This is a genomic window from Curvibacter cyanobacteriorum (assembly GCF_028649475.1).
Classification (GTDB): Bacteria; Pseudomonadota; Gammaproteobacteria; order Burkholderiales; family Burkholderiaceae_C; genus Curvibacter; species Curvibacter cyanobacteriorum.
This window is the reverse complement of the sequence record NZ_JAQSIP010000008.1, coordinates 44,376-69,670: the sequence shown is the minus strand read 5'-3', so window position 1 is coordinate 69,670 and position 25,295 is coordinate 44,376. Positions and strand designations below refer to the sequence as shown.

The 25,295-nt window shown below is 65.8% G+C and carries 28 protein-coding genes; 5 read left to right on the top strand and 23 right to left on the bottom strand.

Translation table 11 applies throughout. The features are described 5' to 3' along the window. The 8 genes from PSQ40_RS16290 to flgB form a co-directional block, all read right to left on the bottom strand. Entirely contained in the window at positions 1-1,161 is a 1,161-nt protein-coding gene (locus PSQ40_RS16290; RefSeq protein ID WP_273952904.1) for a flagellar basal body P-ring protein FlgI, read from the bottom strand. Between the two features lie 20 nt (positions 1,162-1,181). After that, positions 1,182-1,838: a flagellar basal body L-ring protein FlgH gene (locus tag PSQ40_RS16285; RefSeq protein WP_273953063.1), complete on the bottom strand. Its 657-nt coding sequence runs from the start codon at positions 1,836-1,838 to the stop codon at positions 1,182-1,184. A 180-nt stretch (positions 1,839-2,018) separates the two neighbouring features. Continuing rightward, a complete protein-coding gene (gene flgG / locus PSQ40_RS16280; RefSeq protein ID WP_273952903.1) occupies positions 2,019-2,801 on the bottom strand; it encodes a flagellar basal-body rod protein FlgG in 783 nt (260 codons plus the stop codon). Positions 2,802-2,827: 26 nt separating this feature from the next. Then, positions 2,828-3,568, bottom strand: coding sequence for a flagellar basal body rod protein FlgF (locus PSQ40_RS16275; RefSeq protein WP_273952901.1), 741 nt, complete (start codon positions 3,566-3,568; stop codon positions 2,828-2,830). 46 nt (positions 3,569-3,614) lie between these two features. After that, positions 3,615-4,874 carry a flagellar hook protein FlgE gene (flgE, locus tag PSQ40_RS16270; protein ID WP_273952900.1) on the bottom strand — a complete coding sequence of 420 codons (1,260 nt, stop codon included), beginning with the start codon at positions 4,872-4,874 and terminating at the stop codon, positions 3,615-3,617. A gap of 35 nt (positions 4,875-4,909) precedes the next feature. Then, the gene (locus PSQ40_RS16265; protein WP_273952898.1) at positions 4,910-5,611 is read right to left on the bottom strand and encodes a flagellar hook assembly protein FlgD; all 702 of its coding nucleotides are present in this window, start codon (positions 5,609-5,611) and stop codon (positions 4,910-4,912) included. Between the two features lie 28 nt (positions 5,612-5,639). Beyond that, entirely contained in the window at positions 5,640-6,047 is a 408-nt protein-coding gene (gene flgC / locus PSQ40_RS16260) for a flagellar basal body rod protein FlgC (protein ID WP_273952897.1), read from the bottom strand. A 28-nt stretch (positions 6,048-6,075) separates the two neighbouring features. Continuing rightward, complete coding sequence (gene flgB / locus PSQ40_RS16255) at positions 6,076-6,528, bottom strand: flagellar basal body rod protein FlgB (protein ID WP_273952896.1); 453 nt, start codon at positions 6,526-6,528, stop codon at positions 6,076-6,078. A 195-nt stretch (positions 6,529-6,723) separates the two neighbouring features. On the opposite strand from flgB, the gene flgA reads away from it, so the two are divergent. The 4 genes from flgA (at position 6,724) to PSQ40_RS16235 (ending at position 9,321) form a co-directional block, all read left to right on the top strand. Next, positions 6,724-7,479, top strand: coding sequence for a flagellar basal body P-ring formation chaperone FlgA (gene flgA / locus PSQ40_RS16250; protein ID WP_273952894.1), 756 nt, complete (start codon positions 6,724-6,726; stop codon positions 7,477-7,479). Positions 7,480-7,579: 100 nt separating this feature from the next. Further along, entirely contained in the window at positions 7,580-7,888 is a 309-nt protein-coding gene (flgM, locus tag PSQ40_RS16245; RefSeq protein WP_273952893.1) for a flagellar biosynthesis anti-sigma factor FlgM, read from the top strand. 55 nt (positions 7,889-7,943) lie between these two features. After that, positions 7,944-8,306, top strand: a complete 363-nt coding sequence (locus tag PSQ40_RS16240) for a hypothetical protein (protein WP_273952891.1) — start codon at positions 7,944-7,946, stop codon at positions 8,304-8,306. A 97-nt stretch (positions 8,307-8,403) separates the two neighbouring features. Further along, positions 8,404-9,321 carry an EcsC family protein gene (locus tag PSQ40_RS16235; protein ID WP_273952889.1) on the top strand — a complete coding sequence of 306 codons (918 nt, stop codon included), beginning with the start codon at positions 8,404-8,406 and terminating at the stop codon, positions 9,319-9,321. A gap of 123 nt (positions 9,322-9,444) precedes the next feature. On the opposite strand, the gene PSQ40_RS16230 is transcribed toward PSQ40_RS16235, so the two are convergent. The 10 genes from PSQ40_RS16230 to PSQ40_RS16185 all read right to left on the bottom strand — a co-directional run bounded on the left by PSQ40_RS16230 (position 9,445) and on the right by PSQ40_RS16185 (position 20,074). Further along, positions 9,445-10,161 carry an RNA polymerase sigma factor FliA gene (locus PSQ40_RS16230; RefSeq protein ID WP_273952888.1) on the bottom strand — a complete coding sequence of 239 codons (717 nt, stop codon included), beginning with the start codon at positions 10,159-10,161 and terminating at the stop codon, positions 9,445-9,447. Then, positions 10,161-10,955: a hypothetical protein gene (locus PSQ40_RS16225; RefSeq protein ID WP_273952887.1), complete on the bottom strand. Its 795-nt coding sequence runs from the start codon at positions 10,953-10,955 to the stop codon at positions 10,161-10,163. The genes PSQ40_RS16230 and PSQ40_RS16225 overlap by 1 nt, the downstream gene beginning before the upstream one ends. Continuing rightward, positions 10,948-12,456, bottom strand: coding sequence for a flagellar biosynthesis protein FlhF (gene flhF, locus PSQ40_RS16220; protein ID WP_273952885.1), 1,509 nt, complete (start codon positions 12,454-12,456; stop codon positions 10,948-10,950). Before flhF ends, PSQ40_RS16225 begins: the two co-directional genes overlap by 8 nt. Then, positions 12,453-14,537 (bottom strand): flagellar biosynthesis protein FlhA, encoded by a 2,085-nt coding sequence (gene flhA, locus PSQ40_RS16215; protein ID WP_273952884.1) that lies wholly within the window; start codon positions 14,535-14,537, stop codon positions 12,453-12,455. The genes flhF and flhA overlap by 4 nt, the downstream gene beginning before the upstream one ends. Continuing rightward, positions 14,534-15,682 (bottom strand): EscU/YscU/HrcU family type III secretion system export apparatus switch protein, encoded by a 1,149-nt coding sequence (locus tag PSQ40_RS16210; RefSeq protein WP_273952882.1) that lies wholly within the window; start codon positions 15,680-15,682, stop codon positions 14,534-14,536. Before PSQ40_RS16210 ends, flhA begins: the two co-directional genes overlap by 4 nt. A 206-nt stretch (positions 15,683-15,888) precedes the next feature. Beyond that, positions 15,889-16,521 (bottom strand): protein phosphatase CheZ, encoded by a 633-nt coding sequence (locus tag PSQ40_RS16205; protein WP_273952880.1) that lies wholly within the window; start codon positions 16,519-16,521, stop codon positions 15,889-15,891. Between the two features lie 7 nt (positions 16,522-16,528). Then, complete coding sequence (cheY, locus tag PSQ40_RS16200) at positions 16,529-16,915, bottom strand: chemotaxis response regulator CheY (RefSeq protein ID WP_273952879.1); 387 nt, start codon at positions 16,913-16,915, stop codon at positions 16,529-16,531. A 59-nt stretch (positions 16,916-16,974) separates the two neighbouring features. Then, positions 16,975-17,919, bottom strand: a complete 945-nt coding sequence (motB, locus tag PSQ40_RS16195; RefSeq protein ID WP_273952876.1) for a flagellar motor protein MotB — start codon at positions 17,917-17,919, stop codon at positions 16,975-16,977. A gap of 49 nt (positions 17,920-17,968) precedes the next feature. After that, the gene (gene motA, locus PSQ40_RS16190) at positions 17,969-18,829 is read right to left on the bottom strand and encodes a flagellar motor stator protein MotA (RefSeq protein ID WP_273952874.1); all 861 of its coding nucleotides are present in this window, start codon (positions 18,827-18,829) and stop codon (positions 17,969-17,971) included. Positions 18,830-18,994: 165 nt separating this feature from the next. Then, positions 18,995-20,074, bottom strand: a complete 1,080-nt coding sequence (locus tag PSQ40_RS16185) for an FkbM family methyltransferase (protein ID WP_273952872.1) — start codon at positions 20,072-20,074, stop codon at positions 18,995-18,997. 261 nt (positions 20,075-20,335) lie between these two features. Here PSQ40_RS16185 and PSQ40_RS16180 point away from each other — a divergent pair, with 261 nt between their 5' ends. Next, positions 20,336-21,517 carry a DegT/DnrJ/EryC1/StrS family aminotransferase gene (locus tag PSQ40_RS16180; protein WP_409338607.1) on the top strand — a complete coding sequence of 394 codons (1,182 nt, stop codon included), beginning with the start codon at positions 20,336-20,338 and terminating at the stop codon, positions 21,515-21,517. 68 nt (positions 21,518-21,585) lie between these two features. Here the strand turns inward: PSQ40_RS16180 and PSQ40_RS16175 are convergent, their stop codons facing one another. Genes PSQ40_RS16175 through PSQ40_RS16155 form a run of 5 tightly spaced genes read right to left on the bottom strand, consistent with a single transcriptional unit; the run spans position 21,586 to position 25,274 of the window. Next, the gene (locus PSQ40_RS16175) at positions 21,586-22,278 is read right to left on the bottom strand and encodes a class I SAM-dependent methyltransferase (RefSeq protein ID WP_273952870.1); all 693 of its coding nucleotides are present in this window, start codon (positions 22,276-22,278) and stop codon (positions 21,586-21,588) included. Beyond that, positions 22,275-23,285 (bottom strand): hypothetical protein, encoded by a 1,011-nt coding sequence (locus PSQ40_RS16170; RefSeq protein ID WP_273952868.1) that lies wholly within the window; start codon positions 23,283-23,285, stop codon positions 22,275-22,277. The genes PSQ40_RS16175 and PSQ40_RS16170 overlap by 4 nt, the downstream gene beginning before the upstream one ends. Next, entirely contained in the window at positions 23,270-23,989 is a 720-nt protein-coding gene (locus PSQ40_RS16165) for a WbqC family protein (protein ID WP_273952866.1), read from the bottom strand. The genes PSQ40_RS16170 and PSQ40_RS16165 overlap by 16 nt, the downstream gene beginning before the upstream one ends. Beyond that, positions 23,986-24,507 carry a GNAT family N-acetyltransferase gene (locus PSQ40_RS16160; protein WP_273952864.1) on the bottom strand — a complete coding sequence of 174 codons (522 nt, stop codon included), beginning with the start codon at positions 24,505-24,507 and terminating at the stop codon, positions 23,986-23,988. Before PSQ40_RS16160 ends, PSQ40_RS16165 begins: the two co-directional genes overlap by 4 nt. Continuing rightward, complete coding sequence (locus PSQ40_RS16155) at positions 24,504-25,274, bottom strand: phytanoyl-CoA dioxygenase family protein (RefSeq protein ID WP_273952862.1); 771 nt, start codon at positions 25,272-25,274, stop codon at positions 24,504-24,506. Before PSQ40_RS16155 ends, PSQ40_RS16160 begins: the two co-directional genes overlap by 4 nt. Positions 25,275-25,295: the final 21 nt, after the last annotated feature.

Sequence of the window (25,295 nt, the reverse complement as noted above, 5' to 3'; positions counted from 1 at the left end):
TCAGATGACCTCCAGCTCCGCGTTCAGGGCCCCGGCCGCCTTGATGGCCTGCAGGATGGCCAGCAGGTCTTGCGGCGTGGCGCCCAGGGCATTGAGGGCCCGCACCACATCGGACAGTTGGGGCGAGGCGGGCAGGTTCATCAGGATGCCCGGGTCTTGCTTGATCTGGATGTCGGACTTTTGCGCCACCACGGTCTGACCGGCGGACAGCGCGTTGGGCTGGCTGATCACCGGGGTGGAGCTGATCGAGATCGACAGGTTGCCGTGGGCGATGGCGCAGGGGCCCAGCGTCACGGCCTGGTTGAGCACGATGGAGCCGGTGCGGGTGTTGATCACCACCTTGGCCGCGGGGGCCACCGACTCGATGGGCAGTTCCTCGAGGTCGGCAATGAAGTTGACGCGCGCATCCGCGTCGTTGGGAGCCCGCACCTGCACCGTGCGGCCGTCCAGGGCGCGCGCAATCGCGCTGCCCTTGCCCAGCTTGCTGTTGATGGCGTTGGCCACCTGGCGGGCGGTCTGGAAGTCGGAGGCGTTCAGGCCCAGGTTGATGGTGTCGCCGTCCTGCAGCGGTGTCGGCACGGTGCGTTCGACCTGGGCACCCGAGGGGATGCGACCGGCGCTGAGGTGGTTGATCTGCACCTTGGAGCCCCCCGCCGACGCCCCGGCCCCGCCGACCACCAGGTTGCCCTGGGCCAGCGCGTAGATTTCACCGTCCACGCCGCGCAGCGGGGTGGTCACCAGGGTGCCCCCCTTGAGCGACTTGGCGTTGCCGATGGAGGACACGTTGATGTCGATCATCTGCCCGGGTTGGGCAAAGGCGGGCAGCTGCGCGGTGACGATCACCGCCGCCACGTTCTTGAGCTGCAACTGGGCCGAGCCCGGGGGCAGGGTGATGCCCAGCTGCTGCATGTAATTGGACAAGCTTTGCGTGGTGTAGGGCATCTGGGTGGTCTGGTCACCCGTGCCGTCCAGCCCCACCACCAGGCCATAACCGGTCAAGGAGTTGCTGCGCACGCCTTGCACGGCGGCCACTTCCTTGATGCGCAAGGCCTGCGCCGGCAGGCTCGTCAGGCCCACGGCCAGCAGGGTCAGGGCCACAAGGCAGCGACCCCCCTGTTGGGCCAGTCGCCTGAAGTTCGAGAATGCGAGCATGGTGTTCATGCTTCACATTCTGCGAGCTTTCAAAACGGGCTAAGGGTCGAAAAGAATCGGGACAACCAGCCAATTGTCTGGGCTTCATCGGCGCCGCCGCGGCCACGCGACTGGATGCGCACATTGGCCACCTGGGTCGAGGCGACCACCGAGCCGGGCTGCAGCGAGCGCGGGTCCACGGTGCCGGAGAAGCGCATCACGTCCACCGTCTGGTTCAGGCCGATCTGCTTTTCCCCCGTGACCATCAGGTGGCCATTGGGCAGCACTTCGATCACGGTGGCGGTGATCGAGCCGGTGAAGGTGTTGACCGCTGAGACGTCGCCCTTGCCCGAGAAGGTGTTGGCGGTGGCCGCGCCCAGCTTGGTTTTGTCGGTCACCGTGCTGCTCAGGAACGGGAAGGCGGTGATGCCGGACGTCAGGGAGGTGGTGCGGTCGGTGGCGGTTGACGTCTTGGTGCTGGCCGACACGTTCTCCACGATCTGCACGGTCACCACATCGCCAACCTGGCGCGCACGCCGGTCCTCGAAGGCGGGCCGGTAGGTCGAGGTGCGGAACAGGCTGCCCCCCGAGGCCGGCGCGGTGGACGAGATCGGTGGCAGGTCCGGCGGCGTGGTGGGCGGCATGTCCACCTTGGGCGCCGGGGCCAGGGTTTCGCAGGCGCTGCACAACAAGGCCAGACTGCCCATCGCCAGCCACAGCAGGCGGGGACGGTGGGGCGCGGCGGCGGCGGGGCGCTGGGCGGCTGTCGGGCAAGGGGCGGTGAGGTGGTGCATGGCGAATCCCTTCCTGGGGGCGCGGTTCGGTTCGAGGGGGTGCAGGGGGTGGTGGGGCGGGCTCAGTCGGCGCGCAGCCCGCGCCAGCCAGCGTCAGATCTGGCTCAGCTTCTGCAGCATCTGGTCCGAGGTTTGCACCGCCTTGGAGTTCATTTCATAGGCGCGCTGGGTCTGGATCATGTTGACCAACTCCTGCACGATGTTGACGTTGGACGTTTCCACAAAACCCTGTTGCAAGGTGCCCAGACCGTTCGAGCCCGGCGTGCCCGTGGCCGGCTGGCCCGAGGCGGCGGTCTCGGCGTAGAGGTTGCCCCCCTTGGGTTCGAGACCGGCCGGGTTGACGAAGTTGGCCAGGGCAATGGTGCCCATGGGCTGCGGCGCGGTGTTGCCCGGGATGGTCGCGGTGACCACACCGTCGGCGCTGATCGAGACGCTTTGGGCGGTGGCCGGGATGGTCACGCCGTTGGCGATCGGCAGACCGGCCGAGGTGACCAGGCGGCCCTGCGAGTCGAGCTGAAACGAGCCGTCGCGGGTGTAGCCGATGGTGCCGTCGGGCATGGTGACCTGGAAGAAACCATTGCCCTTGACCGCCACGTCGAGCGAGTTGCCCGACTGCTGCATGCTGCCCTGTGCAAACGAGCGCGCGGTGGCCACCGTGCGCACCCCCAGGCCCACTTGCAGGCCGGTGGGCAGTTGCGACTGTTCGGTGCTGTTGGAGCCGACCTGGCGCAGGTTCTGGTACATCAGGTCTTCGAACACCGCGTTGGCGCGCTTGAAGCCATTGGTGGACACGTTGGCCAGGTTGTTGGAAATGACGTCCAGCTGGGTTTGCTGGGCTTCCATGCCGGTCTTTGAAATCCAGAGCGAATTGATCATGTCGGTTCTCCGTGGGCGGTCGGGGCTCAGCCCTGAATGTTCAGCAACTGGGCGGCGGACCGGTCATTGGCCTCGGCGCTGGTGAGCAGCTTCATCTGGCCTTCAAACTGGCGCGCGGCCTGGATCAGGCCGACCATGGCTTCCACCGAATTGACGTTGGAGCCTTCGAGTGCGCCGGTTTGCAGCTTGGCGGTGGCGTCGTTGTTGAGCGGGTTGCCCGACACAGCGCGGAACAGGCCGTCGGCGCCGCGGCGCAGCGGGTCCTCGTTGGTGGGGGTGACCAGCTTGAGCCGACCCAGGGTGTTGGGCGGCTGGCCCGCGATCTTCGAGGTCACGGTGCCGTCGGTGCCCAGCGACAACTCGGAGCCCGGGGGCACGTCGATCGGCGCTCCGCCGTCGGACAGCACGGGCAGGCCGGCGGCGTTGACCAGGGTGCCGGTCGTCGACACCTGCAGCGAGCCGTTGCGGGTGTAGGCCTCGGTGCCATCGAGCCCCTGCACGGCGAACCAGGCATTGCCCTGGGCCATCGCGTCCATCGCGTTGTTGGTGCGCTGGGCCGGGCCGGCGTTGCTCTTGTAGCCGGTGGTGGTTTCGAGCGCAAACACCCGGGTGCTGGCCCCCGGGCCTTGCAGCGGCACCGAGCGGTAGGCCGTCATTTCGGCCCGGAACCCATTGGTGGAGGCATTGGCCAGGTTGTTTGACAGCACGCTGGTCAACTGCGTCGCCGCATTGGCGCCCGTCATGGCGGTGTAGATCAAACGGTCCATGGGAAGTGTCCGACTGGGTTCTCAGGCTGAAACAGGGGCTGCGCGATCAGCGCAGGTTGACCAGCGTGTTCATGATCTGGTCTTCGGTCTTGATGGTTTGGGCGTTGGCCTGGTAAGAGCGCTGCGCCGTCATCATGTTGACCAGTTCCTGGGTCAGGTCGACGTTGGACTCCTCCAGTGCACCGGCCTGCAGGCTGCCAAAGTTGCCGCTGCCCGGCGCGCCCTGGGTCGGCGGGCCGGAGGCAAAGGTCTCCTTCCAGTCGCCGCCGTTGACCTGCATCAGGCCCTGGTTGTTGCGGAAGCTCGCCAGGGCCAGTTGGCCGGCGGACTGGGTGGTGCCGTTCGAGTAGCTCGCGGTCAGCGTGCCATCGGGGCCGATCTTCACCCCGGTCAGCTTGCCGTCGGCATAGCCGGTCTGCGACACGTTGTTGGTGGCGAACGAGGACGCGAACTGCGTCGTGCCTGCCAGGTCCAGCGTGAAGGTCAGCGGGTTGGCGCCGTTGGTGGGGGTGGCCGGGCCCGCGATGCTGATCTTGCCGTTGGTGGCGGGCGTGGTGGTCAGCGCGCCGGTCGAGTCAAAGGTCAGGGTCGAGGCCGTGCTGATGGTGCCGCTGCCGGTCTTGGTGTAGACGTTCCAGGTGTTGGTGGCCGAGGCCTTCTGGAAGTACACGGTCACCGGGATCGCGGTGCCCAGCGAGTCGTAGGCGTTGAAGGTGGTGCTGTACTGGGCCAGCAGCGGGTCGGTGGCGTCCTGCGGCGAACCGGCGGTGGCGGTGTTGGGCAGGTTGAACTGCGCCGTGGCCCCGTAGGTGGTGGGCGAGGTGGTGTTGTCGTCGCCGGTGGCCTTGGCCGCGATCGAGCCCGAGGTGGGCAGGGTCAGCGGCACCGGGTTGGTGCTCAGGGGCTTGCCGGTGGCCGGGTTGGTCTGGTAGCCCAGTACCTTGGCGCCGCTGTTGGTGACGATGTTGCCGCTCTTGTCGAGCTTGAAGTTGCCGGCGCGCGTGTAGGCGGCCGAGCCATCGGCCTCTTGCAGCTGGAAGAAGCCGTTGCCGTTGATGGCCACGTCGAGGTTGTTGCCGGTGATGTTCAGCGTCCCTTGCGAGAACTGCTGCGCCACCGCGGCCACCGAGACGCCGATGCCGGAGTTGTCGCCCCCGGCAATGCCGATGGCCGACGACACCAGTTCAGCGAACTCGGCGCGCGAGGCCTTCATGCCGTAGGTGTTGGCATTGGCGATGTTGTTGCCGATGACGTCCAGCCCCTTGGCGGAGGCGTTGAGTCCGGAGAGGCCTGCTTGGAAACCCATGTTGTGCTCCTTGGATGGTGATGAGGGGACGGGTGTCAGTAAACCGAGACGATCTTGTCGTAGCTGACCGTGCCGCCGTTTTGCAGCGTGATCGCCAGGGCCCCATTGCTGGTGCCCACCGAGCTGACCTTGTCGTGGCTGTAGGTGGTGGGGGTGACGGAGGCGCTGCCGTTCTTGGCCACCACTGTGTACTTGAGGGCTTCCTTGCCCTTGTAGGACGAGGCGTCCCAGCTCACGTCGTGGCGGCCCGCACTTTGCGTGCCCATCGGCACGGTGGCCAGCAGCTGGCCGCTGGCGGTGCTGATCTGCACCTGCACATCGGCGGCATTGCTGGGCAGGTCGTAGGTGCCCTTGGCGGTGACCTTGCCGGCCGAGTCGGTGCTGGTGCCCAGGGTGTTGCCACTGGTGAGCACTTCGTGGCCAATCAGCGAGCCGCCCTGCATCAGTTGCATCGACGAGAACTGGCTGGCCATGGTCTGCAGGGTGCTGTTGAGCTGCTGGATGCCGGTGACGGTGTTGATCTGCGCGATCTGCGACGTCATCTGTGCGTTGTCCACCGGGTTCATCGGGTCCTGGTGTGTCATCTGGGCCACCAGCAGCTTGAGAAAGCGGTCTTGCTGGTCCGCCGGGCTGGTGTTCTCCAGGCCATTGGCGCTGGTGCTGCTGCCGGTGCTCGCGGTGCTGCTGTTGGTGGTGTAGCTGTAGTTGCCACTGGCGTCGACAGAAATGTTGGACATGGTGCGTTCCTAGGGGCGTTGAGCCGGGTCAAGTGCCCATTTGCAGGGTCTTGAGAAGCAATGACTTGGCGGTGTTCATCACTTCGACGTTGTTCTGATAGGCCCGCGAGGCGGAGATCATGTTGACCATTTCCTCCACCGGGTTGACGTTCGAGTGGGCGACAAAGCCTTCGCCGTCGGCCATCGGGTGGTAGGGGTCGAAGTCCTTGCGGCCGGGTTCCTGGTTCTCGGTGATGGCGCTGACCTTGACGCCCGCGGTGGTGCCGTTGTCGGCCATGGGCACGGTCTGGAACACCACCTGGCGGGCTTTGTAGGTTTGGCCGTCGGGGCCGGCCACGGCGTCCGCGTTGGCCATGTTGCTGGCCACCACGTTGAGGCGCTGGGACTGCGCGCTGATGGCGCTGCCCGAGACATTGAAGATGGAAAACATCGACATGGGGTGCCTTGCCTTTCTGTTGGACCGATCACTGGCCCTGGATCGCGCTCAGAATGGTCTTGGAGTAACCATTGATGAAACGCAGCGTGGCCTCGTAGCGCACGGAGTTGTCGACAAAGTTGGCCCGCTCGCGGTCCAGGTCCACGGTGTTGTTGTCCATCGCGGGTTGCGACTGGATGGTGTAGCCCTGCTGCAGCGAGGTGGTCGACAGCATCGGCAGCGGGATGTGGCCGGGCCGGGTGGCGCCTTGCAGGCTGGCGGTCTGGCCCAGGGCGCTGCCGGTGCCGGGCGCGGTGGGCTTGAGCGTCAGGTTGTTGTCGCTGGTGGCGTCGCGCATGGCGTCGGCAAACTTGAAGTCACGCGCCACGTAGCCGGGGGTGTCGGCGTTGGCGATGTTGCTCGCGATCGTCCGCTGACGCTCCGACCGCAGCGTCAGTGCCTTGGCCTGGAAGTCGAGGGGTTGGATCATTTTGTTGAGCATGGCGGTTCTCGGTGCGGCGACGGGTCAGGGCTGAGGGGTTCTCCGGTTTGCTGTCGATTATGGAAATCCGGGCCGCGGGCAATGAGTCGATGAAGGCGTGGAAATCCGTGTTGTTTGCGGGATGCCGCGCCGCCCAGGCGCCTACAGTTCGCTCGTCTCAATGGGGCCCGTGGGCCCATCGCAACGGGGGTCAACATGTTCAATCACACGCCTTGGGTTCGCTGGCTGGGCTCGGCTTTGGTGGCCGGTGGCTTGGCGCTGCTGCTGCCGTCTGCGGGCGCGCAGGTGCCCGCCGCCCCCGCCGGTGACTCCATCGGTCAGGAGGCCGCGCGACTCACCCAGCGCTGGATCGACCAGGAACTGGCGCGCAGCCCGGCCTTGCAAAACGGCCTGTTGCGCATGGAGGTGGTGGTCGGCAGCCTGGATGAGCGCTTGCGCCTGGCGCCTTGCGCGCGCGTCGAACCCTACCTGCCGCCGGGCCAGCGCCTGTGGGGCAAAACCCGCCTGGGCCTGCGCTGTGTCGAAGGCGTGACCCGCTGGAATGTGTTCTTGCCGGTGCAGGTGAAGGCCTTTGGACCGGCCTGGGTGCTCAAGGGCGGTGTGCCATCGGGGGCGCCGCTGGTGATGGACGATGCCATGGAGGCGGAAGTCGACTGGGCGGCCGAGAACGCCGCCATCCTCAGTGACCCGGCCCAGTGGGTGGGTTCGGTGGCGACGCGCGCCTTGCAACCCGGTCAGGCCTTGCGTCAGTCGATGGTCAAGCCACCGCAAGCCTTTGCCGCCGGCGCCCAGGTGCGCGTGGTGGCGCAGGGCCCCGGGTTCCAGGTCACGGCCGACGGTCAGGCCCTGGGCGGCGGGGTGATCGGGCAGCTGGTGCGGGTGCGCATGGACAACGGCCGCATCATGTCGGGGCTGGTTCTGGATAAAAACACAGTCCAGATCGAGATTTAAGCCCCTCTTTTCAGCTTTCTTGCGATTGGGCTAAAGTTCCTCCGCCGGCTGTCGAAGATACAAGCACGGTACTCCATCAATAGGGGTCTTGGAGAGAACGATGAAAATTGGTCAAACGCCAGACATCCCTGTTGCACTCACGACAACAGGGGCTCAGGTCGCGGGCCAGGGGGCGGCTGCGCCCCCGGTCAAAAAGTCCGGCAACTCGGGTTCGGGGGCGTCGGTGTCGGTGTCCAGCCTGGCCAAATCGCTGGGTTCTGGGTCGAGCGACAGCGACATGGACATGGACAAAGTGGCGGCGGTGAAGTCCGCCATCGACAACGGCACCTACAAGGTGAACGCCGGCGCGATCGCCGACAAGCTCTTGTCCAACGCGCAGGAGATCCTGTCGCGCGGTACGCCTCAGTGAGGCTTTTCAGGTAAGCATGTGCTTACTTGCTGATTGAATTTCAGGAAACGCTGGCATGTCACTGTCCGCCTTCAGCGATCTGCTCTCGGCCCTGGAGGCCGAGCTGGAGTCGATCGCCCAGGCCTTGGGCAGTTCGGATTCGAGCGACATCGAGCGCGGTGCCCAAAGCCTGCGCGACGCCACGGCCCGCCTGGCCGCCGGCCCCTTGCCGCCCGCGGCAACCCTGCCCCCCGAATTGAAGCAGCGCCTCAGCGCGGTCAGCGCGCGCCTGGCCTTGCTGCGCGAAACCCTGTTGCGCCTGCAGGCGCAGACCGAGCGCGCGGTGGCCACGTTGCTGCCGCAAGCCGCCCCGGGCGCCACCTATGGCGCCTCATTCGGTCGGGCCGGAACTGGCCTGTCCAAGGCTTACAAGCCCTGATCCGGGCCGGCGCGCGCGCCGCGGGCCCCAGCGGACCCACCCCATGGCACACTGACCGGGGGCTGCCCACCGAGGCTGGCCCCGCGCGAAGGAGCCCATGCCATCCCCCCAAACCCCCTGGTCCGAGTCCGATCTGCAACGCTTGCAGCAAGCCGTGGCGCGCCTGGAGGCGCCCTCGTTGACCCTGAAGATCACCCAAGTGCTGGGCTCGCCGATCGAAAAAGCCCTGGCGCGCCTGCCGTCCTCGGCCCGCGCAGGCTTGCAGCAGGCCACCCGCCTGGCCTTGGAGAAGGCCGTCGATGTGGCCTTCAGCAGCCTGGGCGAGGCGGGGCCAACGCCCCCGGCGCCAGCCCAGGCCCCGGCTGCGACCGCGACCGCTTTTTGGCGTTGGCGGCCCAGCACCAGTCAGCGGCAGAGCGCGTCGGAGTGGGGGCACAAGGTGGCCGTCGGGGTGTCGGGGGCGGTGGGCGGCTGGCTGGGCCCGGTGTCCACCCTGGCCGAGCTGCCAGCCTCCACCTTGCTGATCCTGCGGGCGATTGCCGATGTGGCCCGCAGCGAAGGCGCCGACCTGCGCGACCCCGCGGTCAAAGCCGAGTGCCTGGCCGTCTTTGCCCTCGGCTCGCCCAGCCCGTCGGACGACGCGACCGAATCGGCCTACTACGCGGCGCGCGCGGCCACCGCCCTGTTGGTGCGCGAGGCCGGGGTGGCGCTGGGGCAGCTGGCGGCCCAGCAGGCGGCGCAGCAGGTCGGCGGCTCATTGGCCACCCGGGCGCTGAGCCGGGTGCTGGAGGCCGCGGCTTCGCGGTTTGGCGTGGTCATCACCGAAAAAGTGGCCGCACAGTCCGTGCCGGTGCTGGGGGCGGTGACCGGGGCCGCTCTCAACACCCTGTTCATGTCCCACTTCCAGGCGGTGGCCCGGGGGCATTTTGTGGTCCAGCAGCTGGAGGCGCGCTACGGCAGCGAGGCGGTGCAGCAGCGTTATGAGTCGCTGCGCCGCGCCCCACCCACGCGCTAGCGCGCTGGGGGAGATTGAAAAAATGGGGGGCTGGCGCGGGCTGCCCGGCTGGGCGGCAGCCCCGGCGGCTTGGGGCCAGGGCTGGAGAGGCCAGGGCTGGATGGGCCAGGGCGCCGGGGCGCCTCAGTGGCTGCGCATCTTGGCGCGCAGGCGGGCGATGGACTGGCTGTGCAACTGGCACACCCGCGACTCGGTGATGCCCAGCACGGCGGCGATTTCCTTGAGGTTCATGTCCTGCTCGTAGTACATGCTCATGATGTACTGCTCGCGTTCGGGCAGGCCTTCGATGGCACCGACCAGCGACTGGCGCAGGCGCTGGTTGCGCAGCAGCTCCAGCGGGTCGGCTTCGCTGTCGGCCACGTGGCGGTCCAGAAAACTGTCGTCGTCGTCGGCGCCGCCGGTCATGTCCTCGAGGTAGACCAGCTGCGTGCCGCGCACGCGCCCGAGCAGGCTTTGGTATTCGCTCAGCGGCAGGTCCAGCTCGGCGGCGATCTCGGATTCGAGCGGGCTGCGACCGAGCTTTTGCTCCAGGCGGTGCACCGCTTGTTCGATGTCTTTTTGGCTTTTGCGCGACCCGCGCGACATCCAGTCGCCCTCGCGCAGCTCGTCGAGCATGGCGCCGCGAATGCGCTGGGTGGCAAAGGTCTCGAACTGCACGCCCTGGCTGGCCTGGTAGCGGGCCAGCGCCTCGGTCAAGCCGATCATGCCCACCTGGATCAGGTCATCCACTTCGACATTGGGCGGCAGCTTGGCGATCATGTGGTGCGCGAGCTTGCGCACCAGTGGCACGTACTGCCTGATCAGTGCTTCCCGGTCGAGTTGACCTTTTGCCGTGTACATCAGTGGCTCCGAACCAATTGAACCTCTTCGTCTGTGGGGCGGTGAAGCAGGGAAACCGAGGAAGTGCCCAGGGAGCAGGCGTTTTCCAGGAGGCGCAGCGCCAGCATCTGGATGTCGCGGCCAGCGACTTCGTCGTCAGTGAAGGACTTTACTGTCATTGAATCCAGGTAGCAACCCATGTGGCGGGTGAAGCAATTTTGCAGCGTTTTTCGGGCCTGCAAGGCCTTGCGCACCTCAGATTCCGTGGCGTGCGTCACCATGATGGCCACCGAGGGCATCAGCAGGGCACGCGACACCAGGGTCTTCATGGCCTGGTAGGCGCTGAGCAGGGTGCGCGGCTCCGGTGCCACGGGCACCAGGGGGCGCACACCCGTGTTGGCCAGCGCCTGGCCCAGGCTGTCGGCCGTGCCATACACCAGCAGCACCCCATAGGCGCCAAACAGCTGGCGCAGCGCCTGGCGCGCGGATTCGGTCAGCGGCCCCTGGTGAAACAGCTCGCGCCATCCCAGCGCCGCCGGCACGATGGGCCAGGGCAGGGTGTCGTCGAGCACCTCGCCGAGGCTGTAGCGTTCTTGCAGCAACTCGCTGAGGCCGGGGGCCTCTTCGGTTTCCAGGCTGTCGGTGTCGAGCACGGCGACCGGCAGGTCCAGCGCGGTCAGGGCGTGGGCCAGTTGCCAGAGCAAACGCGATTCGGCCTCGCCGTTGCCGTGGCGCACCACCGGCACCAGGTGCAGCACAGGTTTGGGGGCTTGCCGGCGCAGGCCGGCCCCTTGGTCCAGTCCGGCTTCAAACATGGGCTTGCTCCGGGGCGGCCATGTTGCCGTTCGAGAAGAAGTAGTTCAGGTCGACGGCCTTCGGGTCGAAAGCCGACTTGCCCGGGGTGCGCATCGAGGCGCGCACCAGTTTGCCGGCGTCGGCGGCTTCCCAGTCCTCGGGCACGCGCTGGCCATTGGTGACACCGCGCAGCACCACCTGGTGGCGGATCAGGGCGTCCAGCGCAGGGCCCAGTTTGACGGCTTCGTCCACCTTGGAGAGGATGGTTTGCTGCACGCCGGTGGTCTTGAAGCACGACAGGGTGTCGTCGATGGTGTCGCCGTGGCTGCCGGCATTGAGCACCAGCAGCTTCTGGATGCCGGGCAGGTCGAGCACGTCGAGCATTTCGCGCTTGCGCGGGTCGCGCGGGGCCAGGCCGGTGGTGTCGATCAACACCATCTTCTTGTTGCCCAGCAGGCTCAGCAGGTCTTGCAGCGCGGCGCGGTCGTGGGCCAGGTGGGCCACCACGCCGAGCATGCGGCCATAGGTGCGCAGTTGCTCGTGGGCCGCGATGCGGTAGGTGTCCAGCGTGATCAGACCCACGCTGCCCGGGCCATGCACGCGGGCGCACAGGGCGGCCAGCTTGGCGGTGGTGGTGGTTTTGCCGACGCCGGTGGCGCCGATCAGGGCGTAGATGCCGCCTTCTTCGTAGATCGGGTAGCTTTCGGCGTCGGTCTTGAGGTTGCGCTCCAGCACTTCCATCAGCCAGCGCACGGCCTCGGCGGCCCCGAGTTCGGCGGGCAGGCGCTCCAGGATGGCGCGGGCCAGTGCGGGCGAGTAGCCGGCGCGGATCATCTTCAGCATCAGGTTCGACTGGATCGGGTCCTGCTTGGCCTGGCCCAGCCAGGCCAGGGTGTTGAAGCGCTCTTCGATCAGCTCCTTCATGGCCTGCAGCTCGTTGACGATGCCTTGCTGGTTGACCGCGGGGGCCGCGGCTTGGACGGCGGGCTTGCTGCGGGGCGGCGTCAGGTCCTCGCGCGGGGTGCGCAGGGCGGGGCGGTTCACCGGCTGCACATGGGGCGCGGCCTTCTTGAAGGTGATCGGCTGGATGTCTTGCGGCAGGCTTGGGCCGCGCGGGGCCGGGCTGGGGCTGCTGGCGCCCAGGCCTTCGTCGCCGCTGTTCATGGCTTCATGGCGGCGGCGCAGCATGCGTTCACGCACATAGTCCTGGAAAGACAGGGTGCTCATGGCCAGCTGTTCGGTGTCCTCGCGCACGGCGCGCGGGGCCAGCTCGGGCGGGTTCATGGCGGCCAGCTTGCGGCTCAGGCTGGAGCCGGGCACCTGGGTCAGGCCCTGGCCTTGCGAGGGGCCACCTTCGGTGTGCTGCTCCAGTGCGGACAGCGCATCCTCACCGGTGGCCATCACCTCCACGCCATTGGCGGTGGGGCGGTTGGACAAGATCAGCGTGCCATCCCCAAAAGCCATTCGTGCCTTGGCCAGTGCTTCGCGGGACGTGGCGGCAGTGAAACGTCGGATGTTCATGATGTGGCACCTCTCAGAATGGGACCAATGCGGATGGTGTGTGTTTCAGGGATTTCGCTGTGCGCCAGCACCTGCATGCGGGGCGCCAGGCGGCGCACCAGGCGGGCCATGGCACCGCGGATCTGATCGGGGACCAGCAAGCAGGCGGGCAGGCCCATCTCTTCTTGCTTGTTGGCGATTTCGGCGGCGCTGCGGGTCAGCACATCGGCCACGCCGGGGTCCAGCGCCGTGCCGTTGTTGCCGCCCAGGGCTTGCACCAGCAGGCGCTCCAGGCCGGGCTCGATGGCGATCACATTGAGCTCGCGGGCCGGGCCGTAGATCTGCTGCACGATCGCCGGTGCCAGGGCGATCCGCACGCGGCGGGCCAGCTCGACCGGGTCGGTGATGGTGGTCGCGTGTTCGGCCAGGGTTTCGATGATGGTGCGGATGTCCCGGATGTGCACGGCCTCGTCCAGCAGCAGCTGCAGCACTTTCTGGAAGTTGGCGATGGAGACCATTTTCGGGACGACTTCTTCAATCAGTTTCGGGGCCAGTTTGGCAACGTGTTCCACCAGCTGCTGGGTCTCGGTGCGACTCAATAACTTGGCGGCCTGTGTTTGCATCAAGTGTGACAAATGAGTGGCCACCACGGTTTCTGAATCAACCACGGTAAAACCAGCCATTTGCGCCGCTTCGCGCTGGCGATCGTCGATCCAGTGGGCGGGCAGACCGAAGGCCGGGTCGGTGGTGGCGGTGCCAATCAGCGGCGTGGTGATGCCTCCCGGGTTGATGGCCAGGTGCATGCCGGGGAAGGCCTCGCCCTCGCCCACGGTCACGCCCCGCAGGGTGATGCGGTAGGCGCTGGGCTTGAGTTCGAGGTTGTCGCGCACATGCACGGCGGGCGGCAGGAAGCCCACCTCCTGAGCAAACTTGCGGCGCACGCCTTTGATGCGGGTCAGCAGGTCGCCCTGGCGCTTCTTGTCGACCAGGGAGATCAGGCGGTAGCCCAGTTCGAGGCCCAGCAGGTCGATCGGTTGCAGGTCGTCCCAGCTGGCCTCGCCGTCGTTGGCCGCCGGCGGGGGCGGCGGCGGCACCGCTGCGGCGGCCGCCTGGCGCCGGGCCAGGGCCCAGGCGGCGTAGCCGATCGCGCCGCCCATGCCGAGGAACACCAGGTGCGGCATGCCCGGCACCAGGCCCAGCATGATCAGGATGGCTGCGGTGATGCCCAGCACGCGCGGCGAGGCCAGCATCTGGCCCATGATCTGCTTGCTGACGTCGTTTTCCTTGCCCACGCGCGAGACCACCATGGCCGCGGCGACCGAGATCAGCAAGCCTGGGATCTGCGCCACCAGCGCGTCACCGACGGCCAGCAGGATGTAGGAGTTGGCGGCCTGGCTGGCGCTCAGGCCATGTTGCAGGATGCCGATGGCAAAGCCGCCCACGATGTTGATCAGCAGGATCAGGATGCCGGCCATGGCGTCGCCGCGCACGAATTTGGAGGCACCGTCCATGGCGCCGAAGAAATTGGCTTCCTCGCCCACTTCGGCACGCCGGCGCTTGGCTTCCTTTTCGTCGATCAGGCCCGAGTTCAGGTCGGCGTCGACCGCCATCTGCTTGCCGGGCATGGCGTCCAGGGTGAAGCGGGCCGACACTTCGGCGATCCGCTCGGCGCCCTTGGTGACCACCACGAAGTTGATCACCACCAGGATCGAGAACACGATCAAGCCAACCCCGAAATTGCCGCCGATCAGGAAATGGCCGAAGGCCTCGATCACCGCACCGGCCGCGCCGGCACCGGTGTGGCCTTCGAGCAGCACCACGCGGGTGGAGGCCACGTTCAGCGACAGGCGCATCAGGGTGGTCAGCAGCAGCACCGAGGGGAAGGCCGCAAAGTCCAGCGGCCGCACCATGTAGGCGGCCACCAGCATGACCATCAAGGCGACGGCGATGTTCAGCGTGAAGAAGGTGTCCAGCAGCCAAGGCGGCATGGGCAGCACCATCATCGACAGGATCAGCACCACCATCAGGGGGGCTGACAGACCCTGGATCAGGTAGGCGTGCGGGCCCAGGCGCTGTTGCAGGGTGCGGAGGAAGTCGTTCATGCGTCAGCTCCTGCGGCTTTTGGCTTGTTGAGCGGATCGAGTTCGGGCGGCACGAAGGGGTCGGGTTGCTGGGGCAGCGGACCTTGGCCTCGCATGGCGGCCTTGAGGCGGTAGACGTAGGCCAGCACCTGGGCCACGGCCGAGTACAGTGCCGACGGGATGGTCTGGTCCAGCTCGGCGTGCGCGTAGAGCGCGCGGGCCAGCATGGGCGACTGCAGCACCGGCACCTGGTGGGCATTGGCCACCTCGCGGATCTTGAAGGCCAGCAGGTCGGCGCCCTTGGCGATCACTTGCGGGGCGCTCATGGTGGCTTCGTCGTACTTCAGCGCAACGGCAAAGTGGGTCGGGTTCATGACCACAAAGTCGGCCTTGGGGACGTTGGCGATGCTGCGGCGTTGCGCCATTTCGCGCTGCTTGGCGCGCAGCTTGCCCTTGACGTGCGGGTTGCCTTCGGCGTCCTTGTGCTCGCGCTTGACTTCGTCGTAGGACATCTTGAGCTTGTCCATGAAGAAGTACTTCTGCAGCGGCACGTCGATCACGGCGGCCGCAAACACGATCAGCATCAACAGCGCCAGGCCGGTGACCAGCCAGCGCGTCAGGTAGGCCACGGCGGCGACCGAGGGCTGCATCAGCAGGCCTGCGATCTCCTGGAAGCTGTTGGACAGGTACACCCAGCCGACCCAGCCCATGAGGGTGGACAGCAGCACGAGCTTGAGCACGTTGACGATCTGTTGCTTGGACACCAAGTTGCCCAGGCCCGTGATGGGGTTCAGGCGGCTCAGGTCCGGCATCATCGGGGTCAGGCTGAAGACCCAGCCGCCAGAAGCAACTTGTCCGCCGATCGAGGCGGCGCTCACGATGCCGGCAAACAGCACCGACATCACCAGGGCCACGCCCGACATGTGCTGCAACTGGGTCAGCATCTCCAGCGGGTTGGCCAGGCGGCTGGCATTGAAAGACAGCTGCTGCACCAGCACCAGCTTCAGGTGCTTGACCAGCGTGGGGGTCAGAACCCACAGCGCGGCGGCGCCGGCGCCCAGCACCAGCAGGTGAGAAATGTCACGCGAGCGCGAGGCCTGACCATCGCCGCGGGCTTTGGCGAGCTTGCGCGCTGAGGCGGGTAGGGGGCGATCTTGGTCGGACATGGTGACGGTGCGGTCTGCGTACCGTCATTCTGAAAGGGCGCCCGAAAATCTAAAGTCTGAAAAGAGGGGGCATTCAGGCTTGTTCAGAGGGCTTGTTCTCAGGGTGAAAACAAGCTGACAAATCTGCTTTTGCAGGGCGGAGCCCAGGCCGCTGGGGCCGTGCCAGCGAGGGGGAAAGCGCCGCCCCGAGGGCAGCGGGGGCGGGCTCAGAAACCGAGGCTGGCCAGCAGGTCGTCGACCTGCGATTGGTCGGTGACGATGTCTGGCGTGTTCTCAGGGTCCACCACGGGGCCTGCAAGGTGCTCGCGGGCGGTCACGGTGGCCGGCACGGGCACAGGCACCGGGGCGGTCTGAATCACCAGTTGCACCAACTGCTCTTCGATGGTGGCCGCCAGGTTCACCACGCGCGCGATCACCTGGCCGGTGAGGTCGTGGAAGTCCTGCGCCATCATGATCTCGGTCAAGTGCGTGTCGGCTTCACGGGTGCGTTGCTCGACCTCGCTGAGGTAGTTCAACACCCGACCCGAAGCCACCGCTCGCACGGGGTCCTTGATCAAGGCCGCTCGCACCGCCTGGGTTTCGCTGGCCAGGGCGTCCTGCTCGGTTTTGGCCTGCTCGACCCGGTTCAGCACCTTTTCGGCAGCCTCCCCGGTCAGGCGGGCGATGTAGGACAGCCGGCTTTTGGCGTCGGGCAGCTCGCCCATGGTGCCGCGCAACTTCTCGGTGTAGCCGAGCTCGTTGAGCGCGTTGTGCAACTGCCGTGTCAGGTGTCCGATTTTCTGGTGAACGTCGGTGACGTCTCCATGGCTCGCGGTCAGGGGGGCGTCGCTGGTGTCCATGGTGGCCTCACAAACCCAGTTTCTTGAGGATGTTGGCGACCTTTTCCTCCAGCGTGGCCTTGGTGAAAGGCTTCACGATGTAGCCGGCCGCACCGCCTTGAGCCGCCGCCACGATGTCTTCCTTGCGGGCTTCGGCCGTGACCATCAGCACCGGCAGGTGCTTGAGCCGTTCGTCGGCCTTGATCTCGGACAAGAGCTGGAAGCCGTTCATGTTCGGCATGTTGATGTCGGTGACGACAAAGTCAAAACGGCCGTTGCGCAGCTTGTTCAGAGCTGCCACGCCGTCTTCGGCTTCGTCTGCTTCGGTGTATCCGCTTTCTTTGAGCAGGTTCCGTACGATGCGTCTCATCGTCGAGAAATCGTCGACGATCAGAAAGCGAAGGGTGTTTGCCACAGGAGACCCTTTCGATCTTGAAATTCTGTGTAAAAGTCTATTGGAGCGCTAGCTTGATGTTAAGGTTTTTTTTCGGTCAAAACCTCAGTTTCTTTGGCTAACTCAGCTTCTGTTGCGTAGCCCGGCATTTTCGCCCATCCGAGCAAGCGTTCTTCGGCCTCGCGTGTCATCACGGTGATGCTGATGCGTCGATTGCTCGCCGCACGGGGGCGCTCTTTCTCGAGCAGGTCCACGGCGGCCAACCCGACCACCCGCGCGAGTTTCTCGTCGGGCATGCCGGCGGCCACCAGTTCGCGCCGCGAGGCGTTGGCCCGGTCGGCCGACAGCTCCCAGTTGCTGTAGCCCCGCTCGCCGTTGCCATAAGGGGCCGCATCGGTGTGTCCGGCCAGGCTGATGCGGTTTTCGACCCCGTTGAGGGCGTTGCCGATCTCGCGCAGGATGTCGCGCATGTAGGGCTTGACCAGGGCACTGCCACTGTCGAACATGGGCCGGTTCTGGTCGTCGACGATCTGGATCTGCAGCCCGTCAGGGGTGATCTCCATGCGGATCTGCGACTTGTATTCGTTGAGCTTGACGTTGTCGGTGATCAGCGTCTCGAGCTTGTCTTTGAGCGCCTGGATGCGCTTGGCGTCCTGCTTGGCCAGGGCCGCCTTGACGGCCTCGGGGTTGGATTTGACGACCGCCTTGGCATCGGTGCGGTCCGCCTTCATGACCTGGCCGACCGAGCGGCTGAGGTCGGTGCCACCACCGGGGATGATGCTGTTGCTGTTGCCAGCCCCCGAGCCCCCGGACATGGCGACCTTCATCGGCGAGGCAAAGTACGAGGCAATCCCCTGCAACTCGCCCTTGGCGGTGGAGCCCAGCAGCCACATCAGCAGAAAGAACGCCATCATGGCCGTCACGAAGTCGGCGTAAGCGATCTTCCAGGCACCCCCGTGCGCAGCGTGGCCCCCTTTTTTGACCCGCTTGATGATGATGGGCTGAAGCTTTTTGGCGTCTGCCATGGTGAAGAAAGGGCCTTAAACCTGCGTGCAAAAAGAGAGGGACGGGCGCTTACTTCTTGCCGCGCACATGGGCTTCGAGTTCGGAGAAGGTGGGGCGGTCGGTGGAGAACAGCACCTTGCGACCGAACTCAATCGCGGTGGTCGGGTTGTAGCCCTGCATGCTGGCGAGCAGCGTGGTCTTGATGCATTGCAGCTCCTTGGCCGCGTCTTCCATCTTTTGCTCGAGCAGACCACCCAAGGGTTCCATCACCCCGTAAGCCAGCAAAATCCCGAGGAAGGTCCCGACCAGCGCCGAGCCGATCATGCCCCCCAGCACGGCAGGGGGTTGGCCCACCGAGCCCATGGTGTTCACCACCCCCAACACGGCCGCCACGATCCCGAATGCGGGCAGGGCACCGGCCAGCCGCGCCAGCGCGGCGATCGGGGCGTGCGCTTCGGCGTGGTGGGTGTCGATCTCGCTGTCCATCAGGGCTTCGATCTCGTGGGCGTTGAGGTTGCCGGACACCATCATTCGCAGGTAATCGGTGGTGAACTCGATCACATGGTGGTCGTGGCCCACGACCGGGAATTTGCTGAAGATCGGGGAGTCGTGCGGCGATTCGACATCTTTTTCGATCGCCATCAGGCCTTCCTTGCGGGCCTTCTGCAGGATTTCGTACAACATGGAGAGCAGCTCCATGTAGCGCGCCTTGGTGTACTTGGAGCCCTTCAAGGCGTCGGGCAGGGCCTTGAGCGTGGCCTTGAGCACCTTGGGCTGGTTGTTCACGACGAAGGCGCCCAGCGCGCCGCCGAAGATGGTGATCATCTCGAACGGCAAGGCTTTCAAAATGACGCTGATGTTGCCGCCGTGGACAATGTAGACGCCAAAAATGCAGCCTAGGCAGACGACGTAGCCAATGATGACGAACATGCGGAGTCAGTGGTTGGGGCTCGGCAGGGCCTGTTGATCGGGGCGCCGCCCGACGACTCTGGGCCATCGGGGCAGCTGATAGCCCTAAATGTATCGGATTGCAGCTGGGGCAAGGGGGGCAACAGAGGCGGAAACGGGGCCTTTCTTCCCGACCTTTGAGCCGCCTCAGGCCTGCACCACGCGCTGCGGTGCAATGCAATACAGCACCGTTTCCTCCTGATGGATGGTGTAGTGGTCCAGGTACAACTGGTAGAACGGGTAGGTCAGCTTGAGGTAGAGCAGGATTTCGAACAGGTCGTTGGGGTTGTGGTAGAGCGAAATGCCCAGCTTGGGCTGAAAGCGCTGGATGGTTTCGTGGGCGCCGCGCAGCGCATCCATCTCCGAGCCTTCGATGTCCATCTTGATGTAGTCCACGCGCGCCACATCTCCCGAGCGCACCAGGCTGTCGATGCTGCGCAGCGGCACCTGCTGGTGGGTGGTGCGAAAGCCTGGCGAGTACTTGTTGACGACGATGGGCGGGCAGTCAACGTCGCGGTTCGACAGGCCATACGGCATGGGTTGCACGTTGGGCAGCGGGAACTGCTGGCAGTTGTGCCGCATCAGCTCCAGGTGCTCGGCCACCGGGTCAAACGCGTACACCCGGCCGGTCGGGCCCACCGCGTTGGAGAACACCAGGGCGGTGTCGCCGGTGCAGGCGCCGCCATCGATCACATGGTCGCCGGCTTGCGGGGCCACCACCACGCCGTTCTTCTCGTAGAAGTACTGGCGGCGGAACAGGTAGTACTCGAGGCCCAGGCAGTCGATCTTGTACTGGTGGCCTTCGTACTGGAAGTCGTAGTGCTTGAGCTTGCCGAACATGCCGGTCAGGGCAAGCTGGCTCTCCACGCCTTGCTCGATCGCCTGGTAAGCCTCGTATTCCTGCGGCTTGAACAGGTAGTCCACCGGGATCTTGACGCTGTGGTGCCCGGCCAGCCGGTAGCTGATCAGGAACAGGTACAGCAGCTTGGAGTCGTCGTTGTCCAGTGCCGCATAGGCGCGGAACAACTCGGGGTGGTGGCGGAAGAACCAGTCGAAGTAAAACACCCGTTCGCCCACTTCGAACACCCCGGCGCGGTCGACGCCGTCGGTGTTGTAGCGCTGCTTGTCGAAGTTGTCGAAAAAGGTGTTCATCTTCAGCGCCTGGATCGACGCCGAGAGAATGGACGCATAAAAGTCGTGGACGGTGCCGGGAAGCGCAGAAAACATGGGGCTACTCCTGTGGTGGCGTGGGCCACGCAGGCCCCTCAATCGTGTTCCTTAATGTATCGGCTGCGTTTTCGCCTTGGTGCAGGCAACAGAGGGGGGAAAGGTGGGTAATCCCCGCTTTGGGCTGGCACTCGGCATCGACCTGTCGCCCTGGAGGCTGGACTGCTGCGGGCAGGCGGCGGCGCAAATGGCGGGCTTTGTGTCGTTTGTTCGACCGTTTGTTGGCTGGTCAAGTCCGCTGGGAACTGGCACAGTCAAGTCATGGGCGATTGGCCGCAAGGGACCGAGCGCCGCAACCCGATCGGTGCAGCCATGAACAACGAGAAAACCTACGTCACCAAGCCCTACCTGCCGCCACTGGAGGAGTTCATTCCGTACCTGGAAAAGGTCTGGAGCAGCGGGCAACTGACCAATGGCGGGCCGTTTCACAAGCAGTTTGAGGTGGCCCTGGCCGAGTACCTGGAGGTGCCCCATGTGGCGCTGTTCACCAACGCCACCATCGCCCTGGTCACCGCCCTGCAGGCCTTGCGGATCACGGGCGAGGTGATCACCACGCCGTATTCCTTCGTGGCCACCGCGCACTCGCTGTTGTGGAACGGTATCAAGCCTGTGTTTGTGGACATCGACCCGGTCACCCTCAACATGGACCCGGCCAAGATCGAGGCCGCCATCACCCCGCAAACCACGGCCATCCTGCCGGTGCATTGCTATGGCCACCCTTGCGATGTGGAGGCGATCGAGAAGATCGCCGACATGTACAACCTTCGGGTGATCTACGACGCGGCCCATGCCTTCGGCGTCCAATGCCATTGCGGCAGTGTGCTCAACCACGGGGACCTGTCGATCCTGAGCTTCCACGCCACCAAGGTCTTCAACACCTTTGAGGGCGGTGCCATCATTTGCCGCGACCTCAAGAGCAAGGAGCGCATCGACTTCCTGAAGAACTTTGGCTACGCCAACGAGACGGCGGTGGTAGCCACCGGCATCAACGGCAAGATGAGTGAGTTCAATGCCGCGCTGGGCTTGCTGCAGTTGAAGCACATTGACGGTGCGCTGGCCAAGCGCCAGGAGATTGATGCGGTGTACCGGCAGGCCCTGGCCGACGTGCCCGGGGTGCGCTGCGTGTCGGGGCGCGACGAGTTGCGGGCCAACTACGCCTACTTCCCGATCCTGCTGGAGGAGCACTATCCGATCAGCCGCGACGAGCTTTACAACCTGCTGCTGGCGCACAACATCCATGCACGGCGGTATTTTTACCCCTTGATCAGCGAGTTCTCGATGTACCGGGGCCTGCCCTCGGCCAGCCCCAGCAACCTGCCGCGCGCGCATTTCGCGTCGAGCCGGATCCTGTGCCTGCCGATCTACCCGGATCTGCCTTTGGACACCGTGCACCAGGTGGTCGACATCGTGCGCCGGGCCCAGTCATTGACACGGGCCACCTGATCGCTTGATCGCTTGCGGCCCAGGCGGGCCGACCGCCCGGGGGGGCCCGCTGCACGGGCCCTGGGGGGTTAGGCCTGGCCGCAGACGCTGTACACCGAAGCCGACAACTCCGGGTATTGCAGGCTCAGCTGGTCGCAGGCGGCCACGTATTCCTTGCTCACGATGTCGCTGGCCAGGGCTTTGTCGAACTGCCCGTTGGACAGGGTCTTGAGGATCACCCCGCCCTCGGCCCGGTTCACCAAGCCGGCTGCGTGCAGGTCCGCGTTGAGGGTTTGCTGGGTGTAGGTGCGCCAGTGGCCATGCACCTTTTCCGCCTCGGTCACCGCCTCGGGGTGGCTGATCAGGCCCATGCCCACGGCCAGTTGGCGCGACAGGGCCAGCGCGTTGGGCACGGCCACAAACAGGTGGCCCGTGGGCGTCAACAGTTGGCGCAGGGCCTGCAGCACCTCGACCGGGTTGTCGATGTGTTCGAGGGTGTGGACCAGGAAGATCTGATCGTAGCGCTTGTCCGTGACCAGATCTTCGATCTTCCCGATCGTGAGGGTCACTTTGTCGCCATGGCGCTCGGACACCGCACGGGCCCAATCGGGGTTCATCTCGGCCACGTCCAGTTGCCCCAGTTCTTCGAGCAGCAGGCCCGTCATGTCCCCCATGTAGCAACCCACCTCAAGTGAGGCTCCCTGGGGCTTGAGAAACGGACGCCAGCGCTGAATCAGGGCACGGCGAATCATCCAGTCAAAGTCGTAGGCGTAGGGGGTCATGGGGAGTCCTTGGTGAAAGTGGGGAGAAGGGCGCGCAACTGGGCCACCAGCCGGTCCAGTTGCGACGCACCGAGCAGGGGGCCCGTGGGCAGCAAAAGGCTGTCCTGCCAGGGCGACGGGCCCGGCACCGGCGCCAGGCCGGGCCAGAAGTGGGGGATGAAAATGCCCTCACCGGCCAGACGTTGGCGCAGCGCGGCGCTGTCTAGCCCGGCTTGATAAAAGGGGTAGGCAATCGGGGCTTGGCCCAGCGCAGGCGCACAGTCCGTGGCCTCGAAGAACTGGTTGATCGGGCCGAGCTGCTGGTGCAAGCCTTGGTAGGCGGTCTGCCGCGCTTGCCGGAATGCGGCCTCATCGAGGCTGGCCACTAGCTTGGGCACCCAGGCGGGCAGCGTCGCTTCGGGGCGGTGCAGCTGGGCTTCATGCTGCTTGAAACGGGCGTAGCCCTCGGTGCGGGGTTGTCGCAGGGTCAGGCAGGCGGCGTCGAGCTCGCTGTCCGGGACCGCGCGCTCGAGCTGGTCGGCGTTGGGCGACAGGGCCTCGCTCAGCAGCCGGGCACCGCAGGGCACGGGGTAGAACTTGCGGAACGAGACCACGGTGTTCCAGCCCTGGGCATGCCAATGGGGGGCGGCATGCAAGTCGTGCACAAGGTCCAGCACCGCCTGCAGCCCACGTTCGCGCAGGGCTGCCAACGCGGGCCAGCGGCAGCCCGTGGTCTGGCCCAGAGGGGGGTAGAGCACGATGCCGTCCCCCGCTTGGGCCACGACCGGGATCTCGGGCCGGGCCGGCTGCGCTGCGGCATAGCGGCGCACGCTGAAGTCCAGGGCCAGAAAGTCCACCGTGTCCGGGCAGTAGAACGCCGGCAACCACACCACGCGCACACCTTGGTGCTTGAAGTAGTCGCGCAAGGCGTGGCTGGCCGAGTAGGCCCAATGGCCCACGTCCAGGCCCGGGTGCGAGAGGTCGTGCCAGGTTGGGAAGCCGCCCACCGACGTCAGTGCGTGACCCATTCGATGGCTCCCAAGGTGACCTCGGTGCGGGTTTGCTCAAAACCCAGGTTGAACAGCGTGTCGATGATGGAGAGACCAAAATCAGCCTGCCCGCCACGGGCTTGCGGGAACGGCCGCAGCACCGGCCTCAGAAAACCCAGTTGCAGGCCCCGTGCCTCGAAGGCTTGCGGGTCGTACAGCGCGCGCCCGCCCGGTGCGTTGAGGTAGTGGCTGGCGCCTGCGCGCTCGCAAATGGCCAGGACCCGGTCCTGGGCGTGGTGCTCGCCTCCCCAGCCGGTGTCGCTGGACACCAGGAACTGGCACTGCAGCCCCAGACCACGGGCCAGGTCAAACAGGGTGTGGTGCAGGAAGGCGCTGAGCTGCGACACCTCGGCTTCGCGTTGCCAGAGGGCACTGAGGTAGCCGTGCACTTCGTCGAAAAACGGATGATGGCGGTAGACCCGGTGCAGATCGGCCAACTGGTGACGGGTGAACTGCTTCAAGTCCACCAACTGGCGGTCCTTGATCAGGGCTTTGCTGCTGGCGGCCTTCAAGGGCAAGCTGAAGTGTTTGGGCTGCTGCCCGTCCCAGAGGCGGTTCTTGTTGCACCAGCCTTTGGTGTATTGCACATCATCGTGAGAGATCCACACATCGGCATGGTGCATCAACTGAAAGTACCCCAGGTAGGGGTACAGGTACGGCTGCATCAGCGCCACCCGTTTCATGCGCCTCTCGCCGCAGTGCGCAGCGCCCAGGTTTCGCTGTCCTTCCAGGCACCGTTCTTCCAGGTGCTTTGCGGGTGGATGCCTTCGCAGACAAAGCCCACTTTTTGGTAGAGGCGCTTGGCGGCCAGGTTGTCGCTGAGCACGCTGAGGTGCAGGCGCGACAGGTTCAGGTCCTGGAAGGCGTGGGCGATGCCCTGGCGGGCGGCTTCGGTGCCGGCGCCGCGGCCCCGCGCGCCGGGGGCCAGCGCCATGGCGAACTCCGCGCTGCGGTGGATCCAGTCAATGCCCAGCAGGTAGAACACTCCGATCGGCTCCGTCCCTTGTTCGATCACCAGGCGCACTTGGCGGTCGCGCTGGCGGCGGTAGGCGTTGAGCCATTCGGCGTCGGTTTCGGTCGACACATGGCGGAAGGCCGCGCCCAGGTGGGCCACCACCTCGGGCTCGCGCAGGGTGTGGATGAAGGGGAGATCGCGGCTTTCAATTTCCCGCAGTCGGATGTCGGTCGGGGCGGTGCTCATCCTTGTCCTCGTTTGTAGAAGCGCTGCTCCGGCGGCGCGTTCCATTCGGCCATGCTTTGCGGCACTTTGGCGTTATAGCCGAGGACTTGGGCCAGGCGCGGGCTCAAACGGGATTCTTGGTCCAGGCCCAGCAGCCGCGCATAGTCCATCAAGGGCTTGAGGTAGGGGCGGGTGATGGCCATGGTGATGCCGATGCGGAACTGGTCGGTGGTGTTCGTGCCCGCCCGGTGGACCGTGTCAGGGAAGAACGCCAGCGCCGAGCCCCGCGGCGCGGTGGCATGCACGCTGTCGCGCTCCAACACTTCCAACGGCGGCACGGCCACTTGCAGGTGGGTGCCCGGTGCCACCTCGGTGCACCCGTTGGCGACAGTGAAGTCGTCCAGGAACAGCATCACGATGATGTACTCGCGACCCGCTGCCCGGTAGGTGGGGCTGTCGCGGTGCCACTGGCTGCCGTGGGCGTAGGCGCCCTGGCCGGCTGGTGGGTTGATGGAAGCGCCAATCGCGTGCAGGATCCACGGCTGCCCCGAGAACAGCCCTTCACAAAAACCATGCAGCCAGTCCGAAGCCAGCAGGGCCTGGGTGTGTGGGTACTCAACGAAATGGTGCACCCCCCAGTGGTGGGCACTGATTGGCGGGCGCAGGGCCGACTGGCGTCGGTGCCAGTCAAAAATCTCTTCTTTCAGGGCCGCGCAGGTGGCGGCGTCGGCCACCGGCCCCAGGGCCAGGTAGCCGTCTCGGTCGAGTTGGTCGAAGGCATGGGTCATGGTGTCTCCTCCAGGGGAACG